The 22,533-nt window shown below is 64.8% G+C and carries 17 protein-coding genes and 1 riboswitch; of the genes, 11 read left to right on the top strand and 6 right to left on the bottom strand.

What is annotated here, in order from left to right; all coding sequences use genetic code 11:
- Positions 1 to 30: 30 nt before the first annotated feature.
- From N5B55_RS19250 to N5B55_RS19240, 3 genes are all read left to right on the top strand, one after another.
- Positions 31 to 417: a RidA family protein gene (locus N5B55_RS19250; protein WP_065854532.1), complete on the top strand. Its 387-nt coding sequence runs from the start codon at positions 31 to 33 to the stop codon at positions 415 to 417.
- An 80-nt stretch (positions 418 to 497) separates the two neighbouring features.
- Entirely contained in the window at positions 498 to 1,850 is a 1,353-nt protein-coding gene (locus N5B55_RS19245) for a GntT/GntP/DsdX family permease (RefSeq protein ID WP_304541252.1), read from the top strand.
- A gap of 34 nt (positions 1,851 to 1,884) precedes the next feature.
- The gene (locus N5B55_RS19240) at positions 1,885 to 2,511 is read left to right on the top strand and encodes a bifunctional 4-hydroxy-2-oxoglutarate aldolase/2-dehydro-3-deoxy-phosphogluconate aldolase (protein WP_304541250.1); all 627 of its coding nucleotides are present in this window, start codon (positions 1,885 to 1,887) and stop codon (positions 2,509 to 2,511) included.
- 35 nt (positions 2,512 to 2,546) lie between these two features.
- On the opposite strand, the gene ribB is transcribed toward N5B55_RS19240, so the two are convergent.
- A complete protein-coding gene (gene ribB / locus N5B55_RS19235) occupies positions 2,547 to 3,272 on the bottom strand; it encodes a 3,4-dihydroxy-2-butanone-4-phosphate synthase (protein WP_065854528.1) in 726 nt (241 codons plus the stop codon).
- A gap of 126 nt (positions 3,273 to 3,398) precedes the next feature.
- Positions 3,399 to 3,554, bottom strand: a riboswitch (FMN riboswitch).
- A gap of 198 nt (positions 3,555 to 3,752) precedes the next feature.
- On the opposite strand from ribB, the gene N5B55_RS19230 reads away from it, so the two are divergent.
- Entirely contained in the window at positions 3,753 to 5,447 is a 1,695-nt protein-coding gene (locus N5B55_RS19230; protein WP_178962020.1) for an ArnT family glycosyltransferase, read from the top strand.
- Between the two features lie 85 nt (positions 5,448 to 5,532).
- Here N5B55_RS19230 and N5B55_RS19225 read toward each other — a convergent pair whose 3' ends face one another.
- The 3 genes from N5B55_RS19225 to N5B55_RS19215 all read right to left on the bottom strand — a co-directional run bounded on the left by N5B55_RS19225 (position 5,533) and on the right by N5B55_RS19215 (position 8,087).
- Complete coding sequence (locus N5B55_RS19225; protein WP_304541247.1) at positions 5,533 to 5,970, bottom strand: putative hemolysin; 438 nt, start codon at positions 5,968 to 5,970, stop codon at positions 5,533 to 5,535.
- A 106-nt stretch (positions 5,971 to 6,076) separates the two neighbouring features.
- Complete coding sequence (locus N5B55_RS19220; RefSeq protein ID WP_304541245.1) at positions 6,077 to 7,372, bottom strand: ATP-binding protein; 1,296 nt, start codon at positions 7,370 to 7,372, stop codon at positions 6,077 to 6,079.
- Positions 7,359 to 8,087 carry a response regulator gene (locus N5B55_RS19215; protein ID WP_065854521.1) on the bottom strand — a complete coding sequence of 243 codons (729 nt, stop codon included), beginning with the start codon at positions 8,085 to 8,087 and terminating at the stop codon, positions 7,359 to 7,361. The genes N5B55_RS19220 and N5B55_RS19215 overlap by 14 nt, the downstream gene beginning before the upstream one ends.
- 254 nt (positions 8,088 to 8,341) lie before the next feature.
- Between N5B55_RS19215 and N5B55_RS19210 the strand changes: the two genes are divergently transcribed.
- The 5 genes from N5B55_RS19210 (at position 8,342) to N5B55_RS19190 (ending at position 18,399) form a co-directional block, all read left to right on the top strand.
- Positions 8,342 to 9,730 (top strand): MdtA/MuxA family multidrug efflux RND transporter periplasmic adaptor subunit, encoded by a 1,389-nt coding sequence (locus N5B55_RS19210; RefSeq protein WP_304541243.1) that lies wholly within the window; start codon positions 8,342 to 8,344, stop codon positions 9,728 to 9,730.
- Between the two features lie 57 nt (positions 9,731 to 9,787).
- On the top strand, positions 9,788 to 12,922 hold the full coding sequence (locus tag N5B55_RS19205; protein ID WP_116575212.1) for an MdtB/MuxB family multidrug efflux RND transporter permease subunit: 3,135 nt from the start codon (positions 9,788 to 9,790) through the stop codon (positions 12,920 to 12,922).
- Positions 12,919 to 16,020, top strand: coding sequence for a multidrug efflux RND transporter permease subunit (locus N5B55_RS19200; protein WP_065854514.1), 3,102 nt, complete (start codon positions 12,919 to 12,921; stop codon positions 16,018 to 16,020). The genes N5B55_RS19205 and N5B55_RS19200 overlap by 4 nt, the downstream gene beginning before the upstream one ends.
- 2 nt (positions 16,021 to 16,022) lie before the next feature.
- Positions 16,023 to 17,528: an efflux transporter outer membrane subunit gene (locus N5B55_RS19195; protein WP_304541240.1), complete on the top strand. Its 1,506-nt coding sequence runs from the start codon at positions 16,023 to 16,025 to the stop codon at positions 17,526 to 17,528.
- Between the two features lie 307 nt (positions 17,529 to 17,835).
- Entirely contained in the window at positions 17,836 to 18,399 is a 564-nt protein-coding gene (locus N5B55_RS19190; RefSeq protein ID WP_065854510.1) for an acyloxyacyl hydrolase, read from the top strand.
- Positions 18,400 to 18,477: 78 nt separating this feature from the next.
- Here N5B55_RS19190 and N5B55_RS19185 read toward each other — a convergent pair whose 3' ends face one another.
- Positions 18,478 to 19,818 carry a diguanylate cyclase domain-containing protein gene (locus N5B55_RS19185; protein WP_369812449.1) on the bottom strand — a complete coding sequence of 447 codons (1,341 nt, stop codon included), beginning with the start codon at positions 19,816 to 19,818 and terminating at the stop codon, positions 18,478 to 18,480.
- A 652-nt stretch (positions 19,819 to 20,470) separates the two neighbouring features.
- Here N5B55_RS19185 and N5B55_RS19180 point away from each other — a divergent pair.
- Positions 20,471 to 20,953, top strand: coding sequence for a hypothetical protein (locus N5B55_RS19180; RefSeq protein ID WP_304541235.1), 483 nt, complete (start codon positions 20,471 to 20,473; stop codon positions 20,951 to 20,953).
- A 12-nt stretch (positions 20,954 to 20,965) separates the two neighbouring features.
- Here N5B55_RS19180 and N5B55_RS19175 read toward each other — a convergent pair whose 3' ends face one another.
- Positions 20,966 to 21,478, bottom strand: a complete 513-nt coding sequence (locus N5B55_RS19175) for a GtrA family protein (protein WP_304541233.1) — start codon at positions 21,476 to 21,478, stop codon at positions 20,966 to 20,968.
- Positions 21,479 to 21,594: 116 nt separating this feature from the next.
- Here N5B55_RS19175 and N5B55_RS19170 point away from each other — a divergent pair, with 116 nt between their 5' ends.
- Positions 21,595 to 22,500: a flagellar brake protein gene (locus tag N5B55_RS19170; RefSeq protein ID WP_065854504.1), complete on the top strand. Its 906-nt coding sequence runs from the start codon at positions 21,595 to 21,597 to the stop codon at positions 22,498 to 22,500.
- Positions 22,501 to 22,533: the final 33 nt, after the last annotated feature.

Raw genomic sequence — 22,533 nt, 5'->3', positions numbered from 1 at the left:
GCTTGCAAGTTTGAAAGAAGGAACGTAGCGATGACGATTACCCGAATTGGCGTTGAAGGCGGCACCGGCACCGGTGGCCAGCACCTCCCTTTTGCCCGTGCAGCAGGCGCAGACGGCTGGCTGTTCGTGTCGGGCCAGACGCCCATGGTGAATGGCGAGGTGGTCGGCAACGGCATCGTCGAGCAATCGCACCAGACCATCAAGAACCTGCTGGCGATCCTGGCCGAAGCGGGCTACGGGCCGGAGCACGTCGTGCGCTGCGGCGTGTGGCTGGATGATCCGCGCGACTTCCAGTCGTTCAACAAGGTGTTCAAGGAGTACTTCGGCGCCAACCCGCCCGCGCGCGCCTGCGTGGTGTCGAGCATGGTCATCGACTGCAAGGTCGAAGTCGATTGCGTGGCCTACAAGAAGCCGTAATCCGCATTTTCATAAGGGCGCCCTGCACGACGGGGCGCTCAGACAACAAGAGCCGTGAATATCCCTGAGGAGGAAACCCGATGGTCCCGATGCAAGGCAACTCGCTACTGCTGACCGCCGCGCTGGCGGTGGTCGCACTGATCTACCTGATTGCTGTCCAGAAACTGAACCCGTTCGTTACGCTGATCGTCGTCTCGCTTGTGCTGGGCGTGGTGGTTGGCATGCCGATGGGCAATATCGTCAAGGCATTTGAAACCGGGGTGGGCAACACGCTCGGCCACATCGCCCTGGTGGTGGGCCTCGGGACGATGCTCGGCAAGATGATGGCGGAATCAGGCGGGGCCGAGCGCATCGCCAAAACGCTCATCAGTGCCTTTGGCGAGAAAAACGCGCACTGGGCCATGATGGTCGTGGCGTTCATCATCGGCTTGCCGGTGTTTTTCGAAGTCGGCTTCGTGCTGCTGATCCCGATTGCCTTCAACGTGGCCAAGCGCACGGGCACGCCGATCCTGCTGGTGGGCCTGCCGATGGTGGCCGGTCTGTCGGTCGTGCATGGCCTGATCCCGCCGCATCCGGCCGCGCTGCTGGCGGTGACGGCATACCAGGCAGACATCGGCAAGACCATCATGTATGCGCTGATCGTCGGCCTGCCGACCGCCATCCTGGCTGGTCCGCTGTGGGCCATGCTGGTTTCGCGCTACGTCAAGCCGGACGAAAACAACCCGCTGGCCGCGCAGTTTGTTGAAGCCGACCAGAAGCGCGAGCTGCCGGGCTTTGGCGTGACGCTGTTCACGATCCTGCTGCCGGTGGTGCTGATGCTGATCGGCAGCTGGGCCGACCTGATCGTCCCGCCCAAGACGCTGGCAAACGACATCCTGAAGCTGGCCGGCAACTCGGTGATGGCCCTGCTGATTGCCGCCATCGTGAGCTTCTACACGTTCGGCAAGGCACGCGGCTTCAATCGCGACACCATCCTCAAGTTCACCAACGAGTGTCTGGCCCCGATCGCCACGATCACGCTGGTGGTGGGCGCGGGCGGCGGCTTCGGCCAGATCCTGCGTGATTCGGGGGTGTCGAAGGCCATCGTGGCCGTCGCCACCGATGCACATCTGTCGCCGCTGCTGCTGGGCTGGGTGGTGGCCGTGCTGATCCGCATCGCAACGGGTTCGGCCACGGTGGCCATGACGACCGCCCGCGGTATCGTCGCCCCAATCGCCGCAGCGTCAGGCGCCGCCGTCAAGCCGGAGCTGATGGTGCTGGCCACGGGTGCCGGTTCCCTGATCCTGTCGCACGTGAACGACGGCGGCTTCTGGCTGGTGAAGGAGTACTTCAACCTGACCGTGCCGCAAACCTTCAAGACGTGGACGGTGCTGGAGACCATCATCTCGATCGTTGCGCTGCTGCTTACGCTGGCGCTGGCGACCGTTGTTTAAGCTTGTTCCGTTGAAGTTGATCTAGGAGAACGTTGTGGGTATCGATTCCGTCGTCAAGGCCGGCCCGGTCATCCCGGTGCTGCAGTTCCAATCTGTCGATGAAGGCGTCAAGGTGTGCCGCGCGCTGTACGAGGGCGGTATCCGCACGTTCGAGATCACGATGCGCACGCCGGTGGCGCTGGATGTGATTGGTGCGGTAGTGAATGACCTGGGCAGCGACGCCATCGTCGGCGCCGGCACGCTCACGCGGCCGGAGCATTTCCAGCAGGCGAAGGATGCCGGTGCGGTGTTCGCGGTATCGCCTGGCATTACGCCGATGTTGGCCGTGGCACAGGCGAAGACCGAGCTGGATTGGCTGCCCGGCATCGCCACGCCGTCCGAGCTGATCCTGGCGCTGGAGTTCGGCCTGACGACGCTCAAGTTCTTCCCGGCCGAAGCGGCGGGCGGCATCCCGATGCTCAAGTCGATCTACGGGCCGTTCGGCGATGTGCGTTTCTGCCCGACCGGCGGCATCACGCCGCAAAGCGCGCCAGACTACCTCGCGCTGCCCAACGTGGTGTGCGTGGGCGGCTCGTGGATGGTGCCCAAGGACAAGGTCGCTGCCGGCGACTGGGCAGGCATCACGGCGCTCGCCAAGGAAGCGGCCGCGCTCAAGCGGTAATCAGCGTCACCTCTCTCGCGCGGCCGGCTGGTCCGTCAGACGAAGCTGACCGCGCGCTCCATCTGCTCCCGATATTGAACGATATCTTCGATGGTCAGCACCGGCAGGTTGTGCTGATCGGCGAAGCGCACCGCGTCGTCGCGGCGCGCCATGGTGCCGTCGGGCAGCATCAGTTCGCATAGCACGGCGGCCGGCGGCAAGCCCGCCAGACGTGCCAGGTCGACCGAGCCTTCGGTATGCCCGCGCCGCGCCAATACTCCACCCTCCTTCGCCACCAGCGGAAATACGTGCCCCGGGCTGACGACCGATTGCGTATCGGCATCTGCCGCGATGGCTGCGCGGATGGTCGTGATGCGGTCCGCCGCAGATACGCCGGTACTCACGCCCGTGCGTGCCTCGATCGACACCGTGAACGCCGTGCCGTACTGGCTGCGGTTGTCTTCCACCATCGGGCGCAGGCCCAGCGACGCACTCTTCTCCGCCGTCAGGCACAGGCAGACGATGCCGCTGCACTCGCGAATGAGCATGGCCATGCTGGCCTGCGTGAGCTTGTCGGCGGCGACGATGAGGTCGGCCTCGTTTTCGCGATCGGCATCGTCGAGCACGACAACGGGCACGCCAAGCCGCACCGCGTCGAGGGCGGCGGCCATGCGCGCAGGCATGTCGGCCGGATCGAAGCGGGCTTCGATGGCGTCAAACGCCACATTCGCGGCAGGCAATGCGGGTGGGTGAACTGCTGGGGATTGCTGAGTGGACAACATGGAAACGCTCCTCGCAAGATTGGCGACAAGACGTTCCAGGGCAAGCAGACAAACACGCGCGAGCCATGCAGCGGCGCAGCCCGGCACAAAACCAGGCGCGCTCCTGTAGCACGCGCGTGTTGTTCCGCACATCTTCTTCCATCCGGACTCTGACCGTCGGCCCCGGCATCTCACCGGATCTGCTGACCCTCCCATGCAGGCGCATGCAAGGCGCTCGCGGGCTCGCGGACACACGGTCCGCATACCGCCGGTGGGGAATTTCACCCCGCCCTGAAGACGTACTGAACCGGCAGGATCGCCGGCAAGCGCAATGCTACCGCAACAAGTTGCAACGATTCGACCCTACTGACGGGTCGGGCAAAGCGCTCTCCAGGCTTCGCGATGGCTCTGCCCCTCATGCACGGCATGAATATCAACGCTGATCCAGCATCGACTAGAATCCTAGCCTTTCCGACCGTGCCAGCGAAGTTCACCCCCAGCATGGAATCCCGCCTCTCTTCTTCCCGCCGCTCGCCATGGATGGTGTTGCTCGTTGTCGCGCTCATCGGCGTGTTCCTTGCGCTGTGGACGGACGACCTGTTCCAGCGGTCCACCCTGTTCCGACCCGATGAAGGCCGCTATGCGGAGATCCCACGCGAGATGGTGGTCTCTGGCGACTGGGTAACGCCGCGCCTGAACGATCTCAAGTACTTCGAAAAGCCGCCTCTGCAATACTGGACGACCGCTGCCACGTTCGAGGCATTTGGAGTCAACGCCTGGGGCGCGCGCCTGTGGCCGGTTCTGTTCGGGCTGGGTGGCATCCTGATGACGGCATGGACGCTGGCGGTCTATCGGGGTGGGCGCACGGCGGCGACCGGCGCGGCGATTCTGGCGTCGTCGCTGCTGTATCTGCTGTTCGGGCAGGTCATCACGCTCGACATGGGCGTGGGCTTTTTCCTGACTGTGGGTGCGTGCGGTTTTGCGCTGGCGCAGCGGTCGGGCGCATCGCGTGGCGGACGGCTCGCCTGGATGCTCGTGGTGTGGTTGGCGCTCGCAGGCGCGACGCTCACCAAGGGATTGATCGGGCTGGTCGTGCCCGGCTTGATCGGTGTGGCGTATCTGCTGATGACGCGCGACTGGGCGCTGATCCGCCGCATGCATTGGCTGCCGGGCCTGGCGCTGTACCTGATCGCGACGGTGCCGTGGTTCGTGATCGTGCAGCAGCGCAACCCAGAGTTCTTCAACTTTTTCTTCATCCACGAGCATTTTCAGCGCTTCCTCACCAACGAGCACCATCGCAGCGGCAAATGGTGGTACTTCATCGCGGTGGGCGCGGCCGGGTTGCTGCCATGGACACCCCTTCTGTTTGCAGCCATCGGACGGCGGATTGGTCGCGTGGCCGATCTCTTTGTCGGCACGCGGCAGTTTGACTTGATGCGCTGGTCGATTGCCTGGGCGGCGATGATCTTCCTGTTCTTTTCGGTATCCAGTTCGAAGCTGCCCGGCTACATCGTGCCGGCCTTCCCCGCGCTGGCGATTGTGCTGGCCCTGGCGCTGGAGAAAATGCCGACGCGCGCGGTTGCGTGGTCGCTGGGCGTCAATCTGCTGATCGCCATTGGGCTGTGGTTTGCCGTGCCGGTCATCGGCGCCAAGGCCGGCGCGAAGATGCCTGCCGAACAGGTTGCCGTGGCCATGCCTGCGTTGCGTCAGGTGATGGCCATGCTGGCCGTCGGCACGCTCGCTGCACTCGTGGCGCTGCGTTGGCAGAGGCGCACCGTGGCCGTGGTCGTCCTGTCGATCTCGGCCCTGTTCTGCTGGGACCGCGTGCTCAACGCGAGCGAGATCTTCCGCGATGCGTTGTCTGCGCGGGATGTCATCGAAAAGACGCTGAATGCGACGGGGCCAATTCCGCCCGAGACGCCGTTCTACTCCGTCGAGTGGCTGGACCAAACGGCCATCTATTACCTTGGTCGACCGATGACACTGGTGTCGGGCTTTGACGAACTCGAAATGGGCGCCGGGCTTGAACCGAGCAAGGTCGTTGCTACCACGGCCGAATGGATTCGGCGCTGGACCGATGGGCCGCCCGCCTACGCCTTCATGCGCCGCACGACATGGCAGAACCTGCAAGCTGCCGGCGTGCCGATGCGGCTCGTGGCCGAATCCGCCGACAAGGTGGTGGTGGCGCGGCGGTAAAGCATCGCCACACGAATCGCTCCTCCCAACAAGACGGGCCGCAACATCTGCGGCCCTTTTCGTTACCTGCAGCGGCTGCCGTCACTTACCACGTGCAACTGCCGCGCAGGAACGCCCATTCTTCGCATTCGTCTCCGCCGGGGCTTACGCAGGTTCCCACCTCGGCGCCATTGGCACGTGTGGAAAACTCAAGCTGACCGCCCCGCTGGAGGCAATACGTGGATGCCGGGTTCGCCATACCCGGTATTGCGCGGGGGGGTTCGGTGTCGGCGGCAGCCGGTGCCGCGTAGGCCGGCGGCTGGCTTGCCGCCGGCTGCATGGCAGGCGACGGTGGCAGCGGGGTAGCCGGCGCGGGTGCGGGCCTCGGCGGCGGGGGTGCGGGTTGGATGATCGTGCGCGGCGGCTCCCACGGAGGCATCGGCGACGAGCAAGCCGCCAGACCCATCGCCAACAAACACGCGGCAACGGCGGCGGTCACGCGGGCCTGGCCAGCATCCTTGACGAGACAGACAGCGCGTTTCATGCGTTTCCTCCCGGAGTTCTGGTGAGCGCACGCAACAAGCGTGCTTGCCTCGCCTAGGATAGCTTACGCAAACGCACGCCCGTATGTCAGTCGGACGATCGGGCGATCAGGCCGCCGCGGTCGAGACCGGAAACCGCATGGTGATCCGAAAACCTGGCGCCGACGCGTCCGCCGCTGTCGGCCCGACTGCGAGATCGCCGCCCAGGTGACGCACCAACCGATCGACAATGGCCAGGCCGAGCCCGCAGTGCGCATTGCCGCCGCGCGCCGGGTCCAGGCGCACGAACGGCCGCATGACGCGGTCAAAATCGGCGGCGGGGATGCCCATGCCGTGATCTTCCACCGTCAGCGTATAGCTGGCGTCGTCCACGGCGGTGCGCACGTTGACAGGCTCCGCGCCATACGCGAACGCATTGTCGAGCAGATTGACGACAATGCGCTCCAGATGCGTCGGCTTAAGGCGGAAGCCGTCCCCGGCATGCAGATCGAGCGCGACATGCTTGCCGTGCTCGGCAAAGGGCTGCACCAGGCCGCGCAGATGGCGGTCGACCGACACCTCGCGCGCCTCGCCGTCGCCGCTTTGCGCGTAGGCCAGAAACTGCTCGACGATCGCCGACATGGATTCGACGTCGCGCTCGATACCGGCGCCGGCTTTCTGGTCGGCCAGCATTTCGGCACGCAGGCGCAGGCGCGAGAGCGGCGTCTTCAGGTCGTGCGCAATGCCGGCAAGCATGGTATTGCGCTCTTCGTCGGTAGCCGACAGGTCAGCAGCCATATGGTTGAACTGCTCGGTCAACTGGCGAAGCTCGTAGGGGCCGCGCTCCTTGAGCGGGGGCACGTAACGGCGCCTGGCGAGCGCGCCGGCAGCATCGGCCAGTTCGCGCACGGGGCGCTGGATCTGCCACGCCGCAAACAGCGAAAACGCAATGGCGATCGCCAGCACCACCATCACGCCAGGCACGACGGCCGAGATGGTGGGCGGCGCATGCACCCACACCAGCGGCATGGCAATCCACTTGCTCCGCTGCGGAAAGCGCACAAACACGCGGGGCGTAGGGCCCGCTTCCAATCGCAACTGCGTGTCGGAAGGCAAGCGGCGCGCAAGTTGACGCACCAGCTCCGCAGACTTGTCGGATGCCGACGACGCATCGCCTGCGGGCGGGTCGGCGGTTTCGCTCACGAGGTCCGGCAGCTTGACCTTCAAATGACCGTCCATCGCTGCCTGGAAGGCCTGCAGCTGGAACGCCATCTGGTCTACCGACGCCTGGAACTGCCGCTCCCGGCGTTCTGTACGCAGCACGCCCAGCCAAGAGAAATGGCTGAGCACGAGCACCACCACGATCAAACCGGCCAACCGGCCGAACAGCGTGTCGAATCTGGGGCGGACCTTATTGAACTTCATTGAACTCTTCCCGCTCGTCCGGCACGAAGGTGTAGCCGCGGCCGCGCACGGTCTGGATATAGCGGGGGCGCTGGGCGTCCTCGTCGAGCACGCGACGCAGGCGCCAGATCTGCACGTCGATGCCCCGGTCGGACACGCCGCTGCCCGGCCCGTACATCAACTCGACGATGTGCTCGCGCGTGAGCACCTGCATCGCGTGACCGATCAGCAGCTTGAGCAATGCGAACTCGGTATCGCTGATGGCGAGCGCGCTGTCGCCACGAAACAGCGTGCGCATGCGGAAGTTGAGCTTGAACGGCCCGAAGCTGAAGCTGTCGCGGTCTTCCGGTGCGGAGGCCGGCACGGCCAGGCGTCGGCGCAGCACGGCGTTGATGCGCGCAAGCAGCTCGCGTGGCGAAAACGGCTTGCCGAGGTAGTCGTCGGCGCCGATTTCCAGGCCGATGATGCGGTCGATCTCGTCGCTGCGGGCGGTGAGCAGGATGACCGGCACGTCGTCGTTGCGGGCGCGCAGGTCACGCAGGGCCGACAGGCCATCTACCTTGGGCATCATCAAATCGAGGACGACCAGCGCGGGGCGCTCGCGCTCGAGCCGGGCGGCCAGGCCATCGCCGTCATGCAGCACGGAAACGGCAAAGCCCTGCTGGGTCAGGTATTCGCGCAGGAGGTCGCGCAGTTCGACGTCGTCATCGACGACCAGGATCTTGGTGCCGCTCATCTGTCTGGTGGAGTGTCTGGTACACGCAGGAAGGTGTGCTCATGATAGCGAATGTGGCCATCACGAATCCGGCGCGCTTTCACCATATTGTTTCTCCCGGTAACACCGCAACGGGTTTGTAATCTCACGTAATAGAACCTGCTGCGTCACTAATTCTGCGCAAAGACGTTGCCTTTAAGCTGCGGTCTCACTGGCACGGCCGCCCGCTATGATGTGCGCTCGTCCCCATATTGCTAAGAACAGGAACGCCAAATATGTCCGATCCCAAGGACCAGAAGCCCGGTCAGTTTGATGACGCCGGTCGCCGTCAATACGACGGGAACGAGACGCCCCACGAGGTGTCTCCGACGCTGCTGCCGCCCCCGCGCGAGGGCGGCAAGCGCCGTCGCTGGGGCATCTGGTTGGTGATCGTTCTCCTGGTGCTGATCGGCTATGCGGTCTATCACGCGAAATATCGCAATGCCGGTGGCCCGGGCAGCTCAGGCGGCCCCGGCGGGCGCGGCGCGTCCATGGCCAACAAGCCCATGCCGGTGATGGTCGGCACGGCCGTCAAGGGCGACATCAACGTGGTCCTGTCAGCGCTCGGCAACGTGACCCCGGTCAACAACGTGACGGTCAAGACACGCGTGGACGGCCAGCTCGTGCGCCTGGCGTTTACCGAAGGCCAGACCGTCAAGGCCGGCGACCTGCTGGCCGAGGTCGACCCGCGCACCTATCAGGCACAGCTCGCCCAGGCGGAAGGTCAGCTTGCGCGCGATCAGGCGCTGCTGCAGAACGCGAAGCTCGACCTGCAGCGCTATCAGACGCTGCTCTCGCAGGATTCGATCTCCAAGCAGCAGGTGGATACGCAGGCCGCGCTCGTGCGCCAATACGACGGCACGGTCAAGCTGGACCAGGGCAACGTTGACAACGCGCGCGTGCAGCTCTCCTATACGCGCATCACCGCCCCGGTATCTGGCCGGGTTGGCCTGCGCCAGGTCGATCCGGGCAACATCGTGCATGCGTCCGACACCAACGGCATCGTCGTCATCACGCAGATCGACCCGATCACCGTCATCTATTCCATTCCCGAAGACAACCTGCCCAAGGTCATGCCGCGCCTGCAGTCGGGCGACAAGCTTCCGGTGGAAGCGTGGGACCGCAGCCAGACCACGCAACTCGCGCGTGGCGTGCTGATGACGGTGGACAACACCATCGACAACACCACCGGCACGGTCAAGCTGCGCGCGCAGTTCCCGAACCAGAACGCGATGCTGTTTCCCAATCAGTTCGTGAACGTTCGCATGCGGGTCGATACGCTGCGCGACGTGGTGATCGTGCCGGGTGCCGCCATCCAGCGCGGCACGCAGGGCACCTTCGTCTACGTGGTGGGCGACGACAACAAGGTGGCGCTACGCCTGGTCAAGCTGGGCGTGACCGAAGGTGATCGTGTATCGGTGGCGCAAGGCCTGCAGCCGGGCGAGCGCGTGGTGATCGACGGTGCCGACAAGCTGCGCGACGGCTCGCCGGTGGAAGTGATCCAGCCGGGTGCCGCCGCTGCAAGCGCACCCGCCGCCGGCCAAGGCCATCAAGGCGGGCGTCATCGCCGTAGCCCGGGTGGCGCTTCGGCACCCGCCGCGAGTGCCCCGGCTGCCAAACCGTAAGCCCTGAGTGGTGCATTGCGTGCACTCGCCTGACGAAGTTTTCTGTTCCGAGCTGGCATGAATCCCTCCCGAATCTTTATCCTCCGGCCCGTGGCGACCACGCTGTTGATGGTCGCCATCCTGCTCTCGGGCCTGGTGGCTTATCGGATGCTGCCGCTCTCAGCGCTGCCCGAAGTCGATTACCCGACCATCCAGGTCACGACGCTGTATCCGGGCGCCAGCCCCGACGTGATGACGTCGTCCATCACCGCACCACTGGAGCGGCAGTTCGGGCAGATGCCCGGCCTGAAACAGATGACGTCGTCCAGCTCGGGCGGCGCCTCGGTGATCACGCTGCAGTTCGATCTGTCGCTCTCGCTCGACATTGCCGAGCAGGAAGTGCAGGCGGCCATCAACGCAGCGGGCAATCTGCTGCCGACGGACCTGCCAATGCCGCCGATCTACAGCAAGGTGAATCCGGCGGACGCGCCGATCCTCGCGCTGGCGATCACCTCCAATACGATGCCGTTGCCCAAGCTGGAAGACCTGGTCGACACGCGCATCGCGCAAAAGCTGTCGCAGTTGCCGGGCATCGGCCTCGTCAGCATCAGCGGCGGGCAGCGGCCGGCGGTGCGCATCCAGGCGAACACGTCGGCGCTGGCGGCGCTCGGGTTGTCGATCGATGACATCCGTAGCGCCATCGGCACCGCCAACGTGAACGGGGCCAAGGGCAGCTTCGACGGCCCGATGCGCGCTTCCACCATCGACGCCAACGACCAGCTCAAGTCGGCCGCCGAGTACGGCAAGATGATCGTCGCCTACAAGAACGGCGCGCCCATCCGCCTGACCGACGTGGCGCAGATCGTTGACGGCGCCGAAAACAGCAAGCTGGCCGCGTGGTCCAACACGACGCCCGCCATCATCCTCAACGTGCAGCGCCAGCCGGGCGCCAACGTGATCGAAGTGGTCAACCGCGCCAAGGCGCTGCTGCCACAGTTGAAGGAGACGCTGCCCGGCAACGTTGAGGTCTCGCTGCTGACCGACCGCACCACGACGATCCGCGCCTCGGTATCGGACGTGCAGTTCGAGCTGATGCTCGCCGTCGCGCTGGTCGTGATGGTGATCTTCCTGTTCCTGCGCAACGTGCCGGCCACGGTCATTCCGGCGGTGGCGGTACCGTTGTCGCTGGTCGGTACGTTTGGCGTGATGTACCTGGCAGGGTTTTCGATCAACAACCTCACGCTGATGGCGCTGACCATCGCCACGGGTTTCGTGGTGGACGATGCGATCGTCATGATCGAAAACATCGCCCGCTACATTGAAGACGGTGACCCGCCGATGGAAGCCGCGCTCAAGGGGTCCAAGCAGATCGGCTTCACGATCATCTCGCTCACCTTCTCGCTCATCGCGGTGCTGATTCCGCTGCTGTTCATGGGCGATGTGGTTGGGCGGCTGTTCCGAGAGTTCGCCATCACGCTGGCGGTGTCGATCCTGATCTCGGCCGTGGTGTCGCTGACGCTCACGCCGATGATGTGCGCTCGCCTGCTCAAGCACATTCCCGAGGCCGAGCAATCGCGCTTCTATCACGCTGCGGGTGCGTTTTTCGACAACGTCATCGCGCGGTACGGCCGCATGCTGCAATGGGTGCTTGACCGGCAGAAGACGACGCTGCTGGTGGCCATCGGCACGCTGGTGCTGACGGGGCTGCTGTATGTCGTGGTGCCCAAAGGCTTCTTCCCAGTGCAGGACACGGGCGTCATCCAGGGCATTTCGGACGCGTCGCAGTCGATCTCGTTCTCGGCCATGGCGGAGCGGCAGCAGAAGCTGGCCGAGGTGGTGCTCAAGGATCCGGCGGTGGAGAGCCTGTCGTCGTTCATCGGCGTGGATGGCGTGAACACCACGCTCAACAGCGGCCGCATGCTGATCAACCTCAAGCCCAAGGATGAGCGCGACGCCGACGCCACCGAGATCATCCAGCGCCTGCAACCCGAACTGGCCAAGGTGGCCGGTATCTCGCTGTACATGCAGCCGGTGCAGGACCTGACGATTGAAGACCGTGTCAGCCGCACGCAGTACCAGTTCACGGTGGAAGACCCGGACCCGAACAACCTATCGAAGTGGGTGCCGAAGCTGGTTGAACGCCTGCAGCAGACCCACGAGCTGCGTGATGTGGCGAGCGACCTGCAGGACAACGGCTTGCGCGCTTACGTGCAGGTCGACCGCGACAAGGCAGCGGTGTACGGCATCACGATGGCGGCGGTCGACAGCGCGCTGTACAGCGCCTATGGCCAACGCCTGGTGTCGACCATCTTCACCCAATCGAACCAATACCGCGTGGTGCTTGAAACGGACCCGAAGATGCAGTTGGGGCCGCAATCGCTGTATGACCTGCACGTGGCATCGAGCGGCGGCCAGCAGATTCCGTTGGGCGCGTTTGCCACGGTGGTGGAACAGCCGGGCTCGCTCGTCGTGAACCATCAGGGCCAATTCCCGGCGGCAACCATCTCGTTCAACCTGGCACCGCATGCGTCTCTAGGTGCGGCGGTCGACACCATCAATGCGGTCGAAGAGGAAATTGGCCTGCCGGCCAGCATGCAGACCAGCTTCCAGGGGGCAGCGTTGGCGTTCCGCGCGTCGCTGTCGAACCAGTTGTGGCTCATTCTTGCGGCCGTCATCACCATGTACATCGTGCTGGGTGTGCTGTACGAAAGCACGATTCATCCGGTGACGATCCTGTCGACGCTGCCGTCGGCGGGCGTGGGTGCCCTGCTCTCGCTGCTGGTGTCTGGCAAGGACATGGGCATCATTGCGATCATCGGGATCATCCTGCTGATCGGCATCGTCAAGAAGAACGCGATCATGATGATCGACTTCGCGCTGGAGGCCGAGCGCGAGCAGGGCATGACCCCGCGCGACGCCATCTACCAGGCGTGTCTGCTGCGCTTCCGCCCGATTCTGATGACGACCATGGCTGCCCTGCTGGGTGCCCTGCCGCTGATGCTCGGCACCGGCGTGGGCTCCGAGCTGCGCCAGCCGCTGGGCATCACGATGGTGGGCGGCCTGCTGGTCAGCCAGGTGCTGACGCTGTTCACCACGCCGGTCATCTATCTGGCCTTCGACAGCCTGGGCGGGCGCCTGCGTGACTGGCGCGCGCGCCGTGCCGCGCGGCGCCACGGTGCCGCGGGCGCCAACCAATCCGGCGGGCAACGATGAACCTGTCCGCCACCTTTATCGCGCGGCCGGTCGCCACGGCGCTGCTGACCATTGGCGTGGCGTTGGCCGGCATCGCGGCGTTCCGCCTGCTGCCGGTGTCCCCGCTGCCGCAGGTCGATTTTCCGACCATCTCGGTCAACGCATCGCTGCCGGGCGCCAGTCCCGAGACCATGGCGGCCACGGTTGCGACGCCGCTGGAGCGCTCGCTCGGCCGCATCGCCGGCATTACGGAGATGACCTCGTCCAGCTCGCTCGGCTCGTCGCGGATCACGCTGCAGTTCGATCTGTCGCGCGACATCGATGGCGCGGCGCGAGATGTACAGGCGGCCATCAATGCCTCACGCAGCCTGCTGCCCTCAGGCCTGCCGAGCAACCCGACGTATCGCAAGGTCAACCCGGCCGATGCGCCGATCATGATCGTGGGGCTGACGTCCGACACCAAGTCGCGCGGCGAGCTGTACGACGCGGCCTCGACCATCCTTGCGCAGAAGCTGTCGCAGATCAACGGCGTGGGCCAGGTCACCATTGGCGGTGCGTCGCTGCCGGCGGTGCGGGTGGAACTGAACCCGATGGCGCTGAACAAGTACGGCATCTCGATGGAGACCGTGCGCACCGTCATCACCAGCACGAACGCAAACAAGCCCAAGGGCATGATGGAATCCGGCGATCGCGTCTGGACCATTTATGCCAACGACCAGGCCAAGAAGGCCGTCGAATACCAGTCGCTCATCATCGCCTGGCGCAACGGCTCGCCGGTGCGGCTGGCCGACGTGGCAGAAGTGACTGACAGCGTGCAGGACATCCGCAACTACGGCTCGGCCAACGGCAAGCCTTCGGTGTTGCTGATCATCAGCCGGCAGCCGGGCGCCAACATCATCGACACGGTCGACCGCATCAACGACATCCTGCCGTACTTGCGCAACACCATTCCCGCGCAGATCAACCTCGATGTGATGATGGACCGCACGCCCACCATCCGCGCCTCGCTCAAGGATGTGGAGCGCACGCTGGTGCTGTCGATCGCGCTGGTGATCATGGTGGTGTTCCTGTTCCTGCGCAACGTGCGGGCGACGCTCATTCCCAGCGTGGCGGTGCCGGTCTCGCTCATCGGCACGTTCGGGGTGATGTACCTGTGCGGCTACAGCCTCGACAACCTGTCGCTCATGGCGCTGACCGTGGCGACAGGCTTTGTCGTGGACGATGCCATCGTCGTGCTGGAAAACGTCTCGCGCCACATCGAAAACGGCATGCGGCCCATGCAGGCTGCGCTCAAGGGCGCGCGCGAGGTCGGTTTCACCGTGGTGTCGATGAGCATTTCGCTGATTGCCGTGTTCATCCCGCTGCTGATGATGGGCGGCATCGTGGGCCGGCTGTTCCGCGAGTTTGCGGTGACGCTGTCGGTGGCGATCCTGGTGTCGCTGGTGGTTTCGCTGACCACCACGCCGATGATGTGCGCGCGCTTGCTCAAGCCTGCCGCCGAGGAAGAATACGGCTGGTTTCATCGCAAGACCGAAAGCTTCTTCACCTTCCTGCTCGACCTCTACCGCAACTCGCTGGCGTGGGCGCTGCGGCACAGTTGGTTGACGCTGCTGATCCTGCTGGCCACGGTGTGCCTGAACGTGTACCTGTACATCATCGTGCCCAAAGGGTTCTTCCCGCAGCAGGACACCGGCCGGGTGATCGGTTTCATCCAGGCAGACCAGTCGATCTCGTTCCAGGCTATGCGTACCAAGTTGACCGAATTCATCACCATCGTGCGGCAAGACCCCGCGGTGGAGAACGTGGTGGGGTTTACAGGCGGCAGTCAGCGCAATACCGGGCAGATGTTCATTCAGCTCAAGCCGCTGGCCGAGCGCAAGCTGTCTGCCGACCAGATCATCAACCGGCTGCGCGGCAAGCTGGCGGGTGAACCCGGCGCGAGCCTGTTCCTGCAGTCGGTGCAGGACATCCGCGTCGGCGGTCGGGCCAGCAACGCGCAGTACCAATACACACTGCAGGCCGACGACCTGAACGAGCTGCGCGCGTGGGATCCGAAGATCAAGCAGGCGCTCACGCAGGTGAAGTCGCTGACGGACGTCAACACGGATACGCAGGACAAGGGCCTGCAGACATCGCTCGTCATCGACCGCGACAAGGCCAAATCGCTCGGCATCAACCCGAGCGATATCGACAACGCCTTGAACAACGCGTTCGGGCAGCGCCAGGTATCGACCATCTACAACCCGCTCAACCAATACCGCGTTGTGATGGAAGCGGCGCCGCAGTACTGGCAGAACCCCGATGGTCTGCGTGACATTTACATCATCACCTCGACGGGCGCGCAGGTACCGCTGTCGACCTTCTCGCACTACGAGCCCACCAACACGGCGCTGGCGGTCAACCACCAGGGGCAGTTTGCCGCAAGCACGATCTCGTTCAACCTCGCGCCGGGGGCGTCGCTGTCCGGTGCCACGCAGGACATCCAGGACGCAATGAACCGCATCGGCGTGCCATCCTCCGTGCATGGCAGTTTCCAGGGCACCGCCAAGGCGTTCCAGGATTCGCTTTCCAGCCAGCCGGTGCTGATCCTGTTTGCGCTCATCACCATCTACATCGTGCTGGGCGTGCTGTACGAGAGCTACGTCCACCCGATCACGATTCTGTCGACGCTGCCCTCGGCCGGTGTGGGGGCGCTGCTGGCACTGATCATTACCGACACGGATTTCTCGATCATCGCGCTGATCGGCGTGATTCTGCTCATCGGCATCGTCAAGAAGAACGCCATCATGATGATCGACTTCGCGCTGGAGGCTGAGCGCAGCCAGGGCATGAGCCCGGCTGATGCGATCTTCCACGCCTGCGTGCTGCGCTTCCGGCCGATCCTGATGACGACGATGGCGGCGCTGCTGGGCGCCCTGCCCCTGGCGCTCGGCCATGGCGACGGCGCGGAGCTGCGTACGCCGCTGGGCATCTCCATTGTCGGCGGGCTGCTGGTCAGCCAGATCCTCACGCTCTACACCACGCCGGTGGTCTACCTGGCACTCGACCGGCTGCGCCTGCGCCGCGCCGGCCGCAGCAAAGACGCGCCGCTGCCCGCATTGGATTCGCAAGGAAGCTGAACATGACAAGAGGCACCCAAGCCCTCCGTACCTCGTTGCTCGCGCTGGCCGCGTGCACACTCGTCTCGGCCTGCGCGGTCGGGCCTGACTACAAGCGGCCCGACGCCGAAGTGCCGCAGCAATACAAGGAAGCCGGCGACTGGAAAATCGCCGACCCGAGCGACGCCATCGCCCGCGGCAAGTGGTGGGAAATCTTCAATGACCCGCAGCTGAACGCATTGGAAGAACAGGTGGCCGCCGCCAACCAGAACATCCTGGTGGCCGAGGCACAGTACCGCCAGGCCCAGGCGCTGGTGCAATCGGCGCAGGCTTCCTTCTTCCCGACGCTGGGCGCCAGCGCGTCTGCCACGCGCAGCCGGTCCGTACGTACCTCGGTCAACCCGGATGGCAGCCTGTCAACCGGCAACCCGAGCCTGCTGAACTCGCAAAACCTGTCGCTCAACGCAAGCTGGGAGCTGGACCTGTGGGGCCGCATCCGCCGGACGGTCGAGTCGAACCAGGCCAGCGCGCAAGCCAGCGCAGGCGATCTATCGTCCGCCTTGCTGTCGGCCCAGGCGACCCTTGCGCAGAATTATTTTCAATTGCGCGTCACAGATACCCAAAAGGCCGTCCTGCAGCGCACGGTTGCCGATTACGAGCGGTTTCTGAAGCTCACGCAAAACCAGTACGCCGTAGGCGTGGCGCAGCGCTCGGATGTGCTGACCGCGCAGACGCAGCTCAAGCAATCGCAGGCGCTGCTGCTGGATACCGAAGTCGCCCGAGCGCAGCTTGAGCACGCCATTGCCGTGCTGATCGGCAAACCGCCGGCGGAGTTCTCGCTGGCCCCAGCCACTGCTGCGAGCGCCGCCGACCTGCCGGCCCTGCCTGCCATTCCGCTGCAAGTGCCATCGGCCGTGTTGGAGCGCCGACCCGACATTGCCGCCGCCGAGCGCCGCATGGCCGCTGCCAACGCGCAGATCGGCGTAGCCAAGGCCGCGTACTTCCCCACGCTCACTCTTGGGGCATCGGCCGGTTTGGCGGCCAACACGCTCTCGCGCCTGGCGACGCTGCCCAGCCGCGTCTGGTCGATCGGCCCGACCCTGGCGGCCACCCTGTTTGATGGCGGTGCGCGCGCGGCCGCCGTCGACAAGGCCGGCGCCGCTTACGATGCATCGGTCGCGACGTATCGTCAGACCGTGCTCGGCGCGTTCCAGGATGTCGAAGACAACCTCGCTGCGCTGCGCTGGCAGACGCAGGAATTTGCCGTACAGGCCGATGCCGTCAAGGCCGCGCAGGAAGCCGCTCAACTCAACCTGAACCGTTATCGCGCAGGCACGGTGAGTTTCCTGGAAGTCATTACCGCACAAGCCACGGCCTACAGTGCCGAGCGCACGCTGCTCACACTTCAGGGCAAGCAGTATTCGGCAGCGGTGCTGCTGGTGAAGGCGCTGGGGGGTGGGTGGCACGGCGAAGTGCCGTTGGTCGGCAAGGCCGCACTGCAGCCGGCATCCGCTCCTGCCGCCCAATAACCCTTTCGGTGTTGTGTTGCCGGCGGCCGACGACGTTTCGCCGCCGGCAATGTCCCCTTGTGCGTAAGCACGCACGCAGTCGGATACTTCCCCCTATAATCGTCGGAATTTATTTCAGACCGTCCCGATCATCGGGGCCGGCGGGTGCAGCAGCGGGCGCGCAAATTGCGTCGTCCGGTGCCTTGCAAGCCCGCCGCCGGGGCAATCCCGACCGTCTTTTTGCCTGCCACCATGTCCGCCGCGCGCGTGGTTGCCGACGATGTTTTCCCGATTCACGCGCGCCGTTCAATTGATTCTGCCCCCTCTGATGACCCGATCCGCGCTTCCCCGTTCCGCCAAGTTGCTGGCCACCGCCCTGGGCGCCGCCACGCTGTTCGCCGCCCTGCCTGCCCAGGCTGACCCGTCCGTGCGCGTCATCTACGGCAAAGACAACAAGCACGGTATCGAGAAATACGGCGTCGATCTGGATTTCGATTCGGGCTTCCATTGGGGCAACCCGCAAGGCTGGTTCGTGAACCTGGATTGGGAAGTGGCGCTGGGCCAATGGCGCTCGACCAAGGGCACCAACCGCCAGAACCTCACCGAATTTGGCGTGACGCCGCTGTTCCGCCTTGAAAAGCGCGGCGGCTCGTGGGTACCGTTCATCGAGGCTGGCGTCGGCCCGCGCCTGCTGTCGCACGTCAGCACATCCAACGAGCACTACTTCAGCACCGCCTTCCAGTTCTCCGACATGATCGGTGTGGGCGTGGCCTTTGGCAGCAAGCAGCAATTCCAGATGGGCTATCGCTTCGAACACCTGTCGAACGCGTCGATCAAGCGCCCGAACCCTGGCACGGACCTGAACGAGCTGTACCTGCGTTACACGTTCTAAGACCCGGGCGTTCGCTACGCTTGAAGAAAGACGGCCTGCCTTGCGGCGGGCCGTTTTGTTTTGGAGCGCAAAAGTCGGTCAGCGCGCGTCGGCTTCGCCGTCGGGATCTTGATTGCGCGATCGCATGCCCATCAGCCGCTCGTAGTTAAGCGAGGCATGGAACCCCAAGCCATTGCCGCCCGCACGTTTGACTTCATACATCGCGGCGTCGGCATTGCGGATGAGCGTCTGAGCATCGTGCCCGTCTGTCGGGTACAACGCCACGCCAGCGCTCACCCCCATTGACAGCACATGGCCCTCCACACGGAAGGGCGTCTGCAATTGTTCGATCAGGCGCTCCACCGTTTGCGTCACGTCGTCGCGTGTGGCGCAGTGCGTGAGGACAGCGACAAACTCATCGCCGCCCAGGCGCGCCACCGTGTCGGAGGCGCGCAGGCCGCTGCGCAAGCGCATGGCCGTGGCTTTCAGGACAAGGTCGCCCACGGCGTGCCCGTACTCGTCGTTGACGGGTTTGAAGCGATCGAGATCGATGAACACGACCGCCACCTGGCCGCGCGCGCGCCGCGCCGCCTGAATCGCGACGAACAGGCGATCGCGAAGCAAACGTGCATTCGGCAAGTCCGTCAGCGGATCATGCAGCGCGAGGTGATGCGCCTGATCGAGCGCCGCTCGCCGCTTCGTCACGTCGAGCAGCGTGCCGCTCACGCGTGTGGCCACGCCGCGCGCATCGCGCTCGGTCACGCGTCCGCGTGCGGCTACCCAGATCCATTGGCCATGGCGGGCGCGCATGCGCTGCTCGATTTCAAAGCTCTCGGCATCGCCGCGCATATGGCGATAGATGCGTCGCGCGCTCAACGCGGCGTCTTGCGGGTGCACCATGGCGAACCACGCATCCGGATCGTTCGGCAGATCCGTGGGCTCGTAACCGAGCATGTCTGCCGTCCGGCGGTTGAACGACACATGCCGTGCACGCGTGGACCAGTCGAACGTACCCAGCCCCGCCCCGTCCAGTACATAGGCCAACCGCTGCTCGGAGGCGCGCAGCGATTCCAGCGCCAGGCGCCGCGCAGTCACGTCCTGCATCTGCACGACCAGGTGCTGGTTGCCATCGTCGCGCGCGACTGCCACGTCGGTCTGCACCCAGACGGTGCTGCCGTCCCGGCGGACCAGGCGCGTTTCCATGGACAGCGTGTCACGCTGGCCGGCGAGCAGCGACTCGACTCCGTGTCGCGTACGCTCAGTGTGATCGGGGTGGCAAAGGTCGAACAGATCGCGCGTGCGCAGGGCCTGTGCTTCATGGCCGGTCAGCGCGCACAGCGCACGGTTCACGTCGAGGAAGCGACCCTCCGGCGCGCACAGGCCGATTCCTATCGGCGAATGTTCGATCGCAGCCTTATACAAGTGGTGGTCCTCAAGCATGGCGATGCTGTTTCGCGAATGCGGCAGTCCCGGGGGTGTGCTGGTGTGATGGCCGTTGCGCCGCAGGTGCTCCATCACGCAATGCTTTGCGCTGGGCCCCTGTGTTGGCTGCTGGCGTGATCCCCGTAACCGGTCTCGTGGTCTGCGTGGCCCAGTTGGCGGCTGGCAAGACAGACCTTGGTGCGTTGCAACCGCACGAATCGAGGCGGACTATAGAAGCCGCGGGTTAACGGGGCAATCCCTTCCCGCGAGGGGACATGGAGCGCACACGCGCTTTGGGTCCCCTCGTACGCGAAACGACGCGAAGGAAACGCGCCCCGCGTCATTCCCGTCTGCGTTTGTCGATACCGAACGTCGACACCTGTCCAGCGTCGCCGGACACCTCGCCACTCTACACGGGTCGCACGGGCGACGGAGCTAGCCGTTCGGCTAGGTCGGGCCGTCCAGGCGGCTCCGCAACCGTTTGCTCCTGGAACGTGCCGCAACGTCCACACTGCGAATGTATTGAGGTGCAAACAAAGCCCGGGAGGCTCATCCGGAAGGACGAAACGCGCAAGCGGCCGCCTCCGTTACTATTCTTCCATATCGCTTCGGGGGGCGAATTCAGATACGGCGAGCCGCGGCATATGCGCACGCGGTTGTAGGAGGTTGTATGGAATTGAGCTTTGTCGCCCCCAGCACGCAAACGCATCGTTATGCGCTCAAGCTTGCTGGCCTGCCCCACAGTACCGAACCGGGCTCTCAACCTGTCGATCCAGCGTGGGTCGACGATGCGCTCACCGCTGCGGTGCGCGTATTCGATGCGCAGCGCGTGCACTTTGCCGACGCCTATTTCGCCTATCGCGCACGGGAAACGGCGCAGCATCCCACGCGCGCGGCCGGCAGTACCGGCGCTGCACGCGTCCCCGGCGATCTTCACGACGATACGCCGCTCCTCGCGGATACGTTTGCCATTGCGCAGTTGGCGGCACTTGTGTCCCTGGAAGCGTCTGGCGTCGCCGATGTCATCGACGTTCGGTTGGTCGTCGAGCGCCTGCGGGACGACAGCCCCATCCCCCCCGCCGACAGCATCGGCGAAGTCACCTTCGTGGCGGAAACTGCCGCCGATCTGCACAGCGCGGCAAGCCGGCATTAACAACGCGGCCGATCAAGGCCCCTTGCGCGCGGGCCGCTCCAGCACGATATCCGGTTGCGGCTCCGTTGGCGCCCCGACCGTGTCGGCGTCACGGAACGTCCAGTACCGGTGTACGAGGAAGTTGAAAACGGCCGTGATGGCCGAGGCGAACACCTGGGCGATCAGGTAATACAACCCGATCCCCAGGCCGATGGCCATGATGGTCGCGTTGCAGCCCAGCGCGAGAATGGCCACCAAGCCGAACCGCACCATCGACCCGATGTGCCCGCGCGTACTGTTGAACACGGCCTGCCGGCTGATGAAGTAATTGAGGGTGGCGCCGATCGCGCTGCCCGCCACCGACGCGCGCCACGGTGAAACGCCCGCCTGCACGAGCCCGAACAGCACGACATAGTGGGCCAGCGTTGCGCCCCCGCCGATGACGACATAGCGCGCAAACTGCTCCACCGCCGCCCAGAAATGCCGCCGAGACGCCATGCGCGCGCTCACCCCATCCACTTTGGAACCGGTATTGTGCTCGATCATGGCTGGCGGGCCGCAACTCGCGTGCCCGCCTCGCCGCAATAAGTGCGCTTAAAGTTGTGCAACATTTGGCCGTATAGAAACGTGGGGCCCCGCGCGGCTGTGGGCTCCCCATTGCCATGCTCGAACTTCAACCTCTCGACATTCCGCTATCGATTCCCCTGCCGTGGCCGATGCTTGACGCCGACGGGCAGTTGCTCGTCCCCAAGGGCGACGTCATCCATTCGCCGGAGGAAATCGACCTGCTGTGTACGCTGCACCGCCCGCATCGTCAGCCGGACGGCACACCTGCGCCTGCGCCGGCGTTTGCCAATACGCAGTTCCCCAACACGATGTTTCCCGACATGGGCGACGACCCTGACGGCGAACGCACCATCCCGATGGAGCTGCTGGGCCTGCGTCCGGGTGGCATGGTGACTGTGCGCTTGACCGCTGGCGCCGGGCAAACCAAGGGCGCGGCGCGGGTAATAGGCTACAGCCCGCAGCGGCACCTGCTCATCACCATGCCCATCGACGGCGGCCGCACAGTCATGCCGGTCAAGGATGAATTGGTGGACGTTCACGCATTCTCGGGCGAGGGCATAGCCACTTTCGAATGCACGGTCATGGCGGTAAGCCGCATTCCGTTCGAATACGTCGTGCTATCGCCGCCGCGCCGGATCAAGAACCGCACGCTGCGCAAATCGCTGCGCGTGCGCGCCAATGTGGTCGGCAAGATGCTGGTGAGCGGCGACACGCCGCGCATGATCCATATCTCCGACATCAGCACGACAGGCGCCTCGTTCCGCTCGGCACATCGGCTGGAAGTCAGCGGCGCCCCAGCGCGCCTGCGCTTCCGGGTGAAAACGCGCGACTACCACTCCGAACTGGTGGCGGCCGCCCTGGTGCGCAGTGAAAAGCCGGCCGACCTGCCCAACGTTTATCAATACGGCGTGGAATTCGTCGAATTGTTGGCTGCCCAGAAAATGCTGCTGCAGTGCTTCATCTATGAACAGTTGCTTTGGGGCGGCCAGCGCATGGTGTAACGTGCAGACAGCACTGATATTCGTATCGCTTTG

Source organism: Ralstonia pickettii (genome assembly GCF_030582395.1).
GTDB lineage: Bacteria > Pseudomonadota > Gammaproteobacteria > Burkholderiales > Burkholderiaceae > Ralstonia > Ralstonia pickettii_D.
Note: the sequence above shows the minus strand (reverse complement) of the source record. Positions and strands in the feature narration are given on the sequence as shown.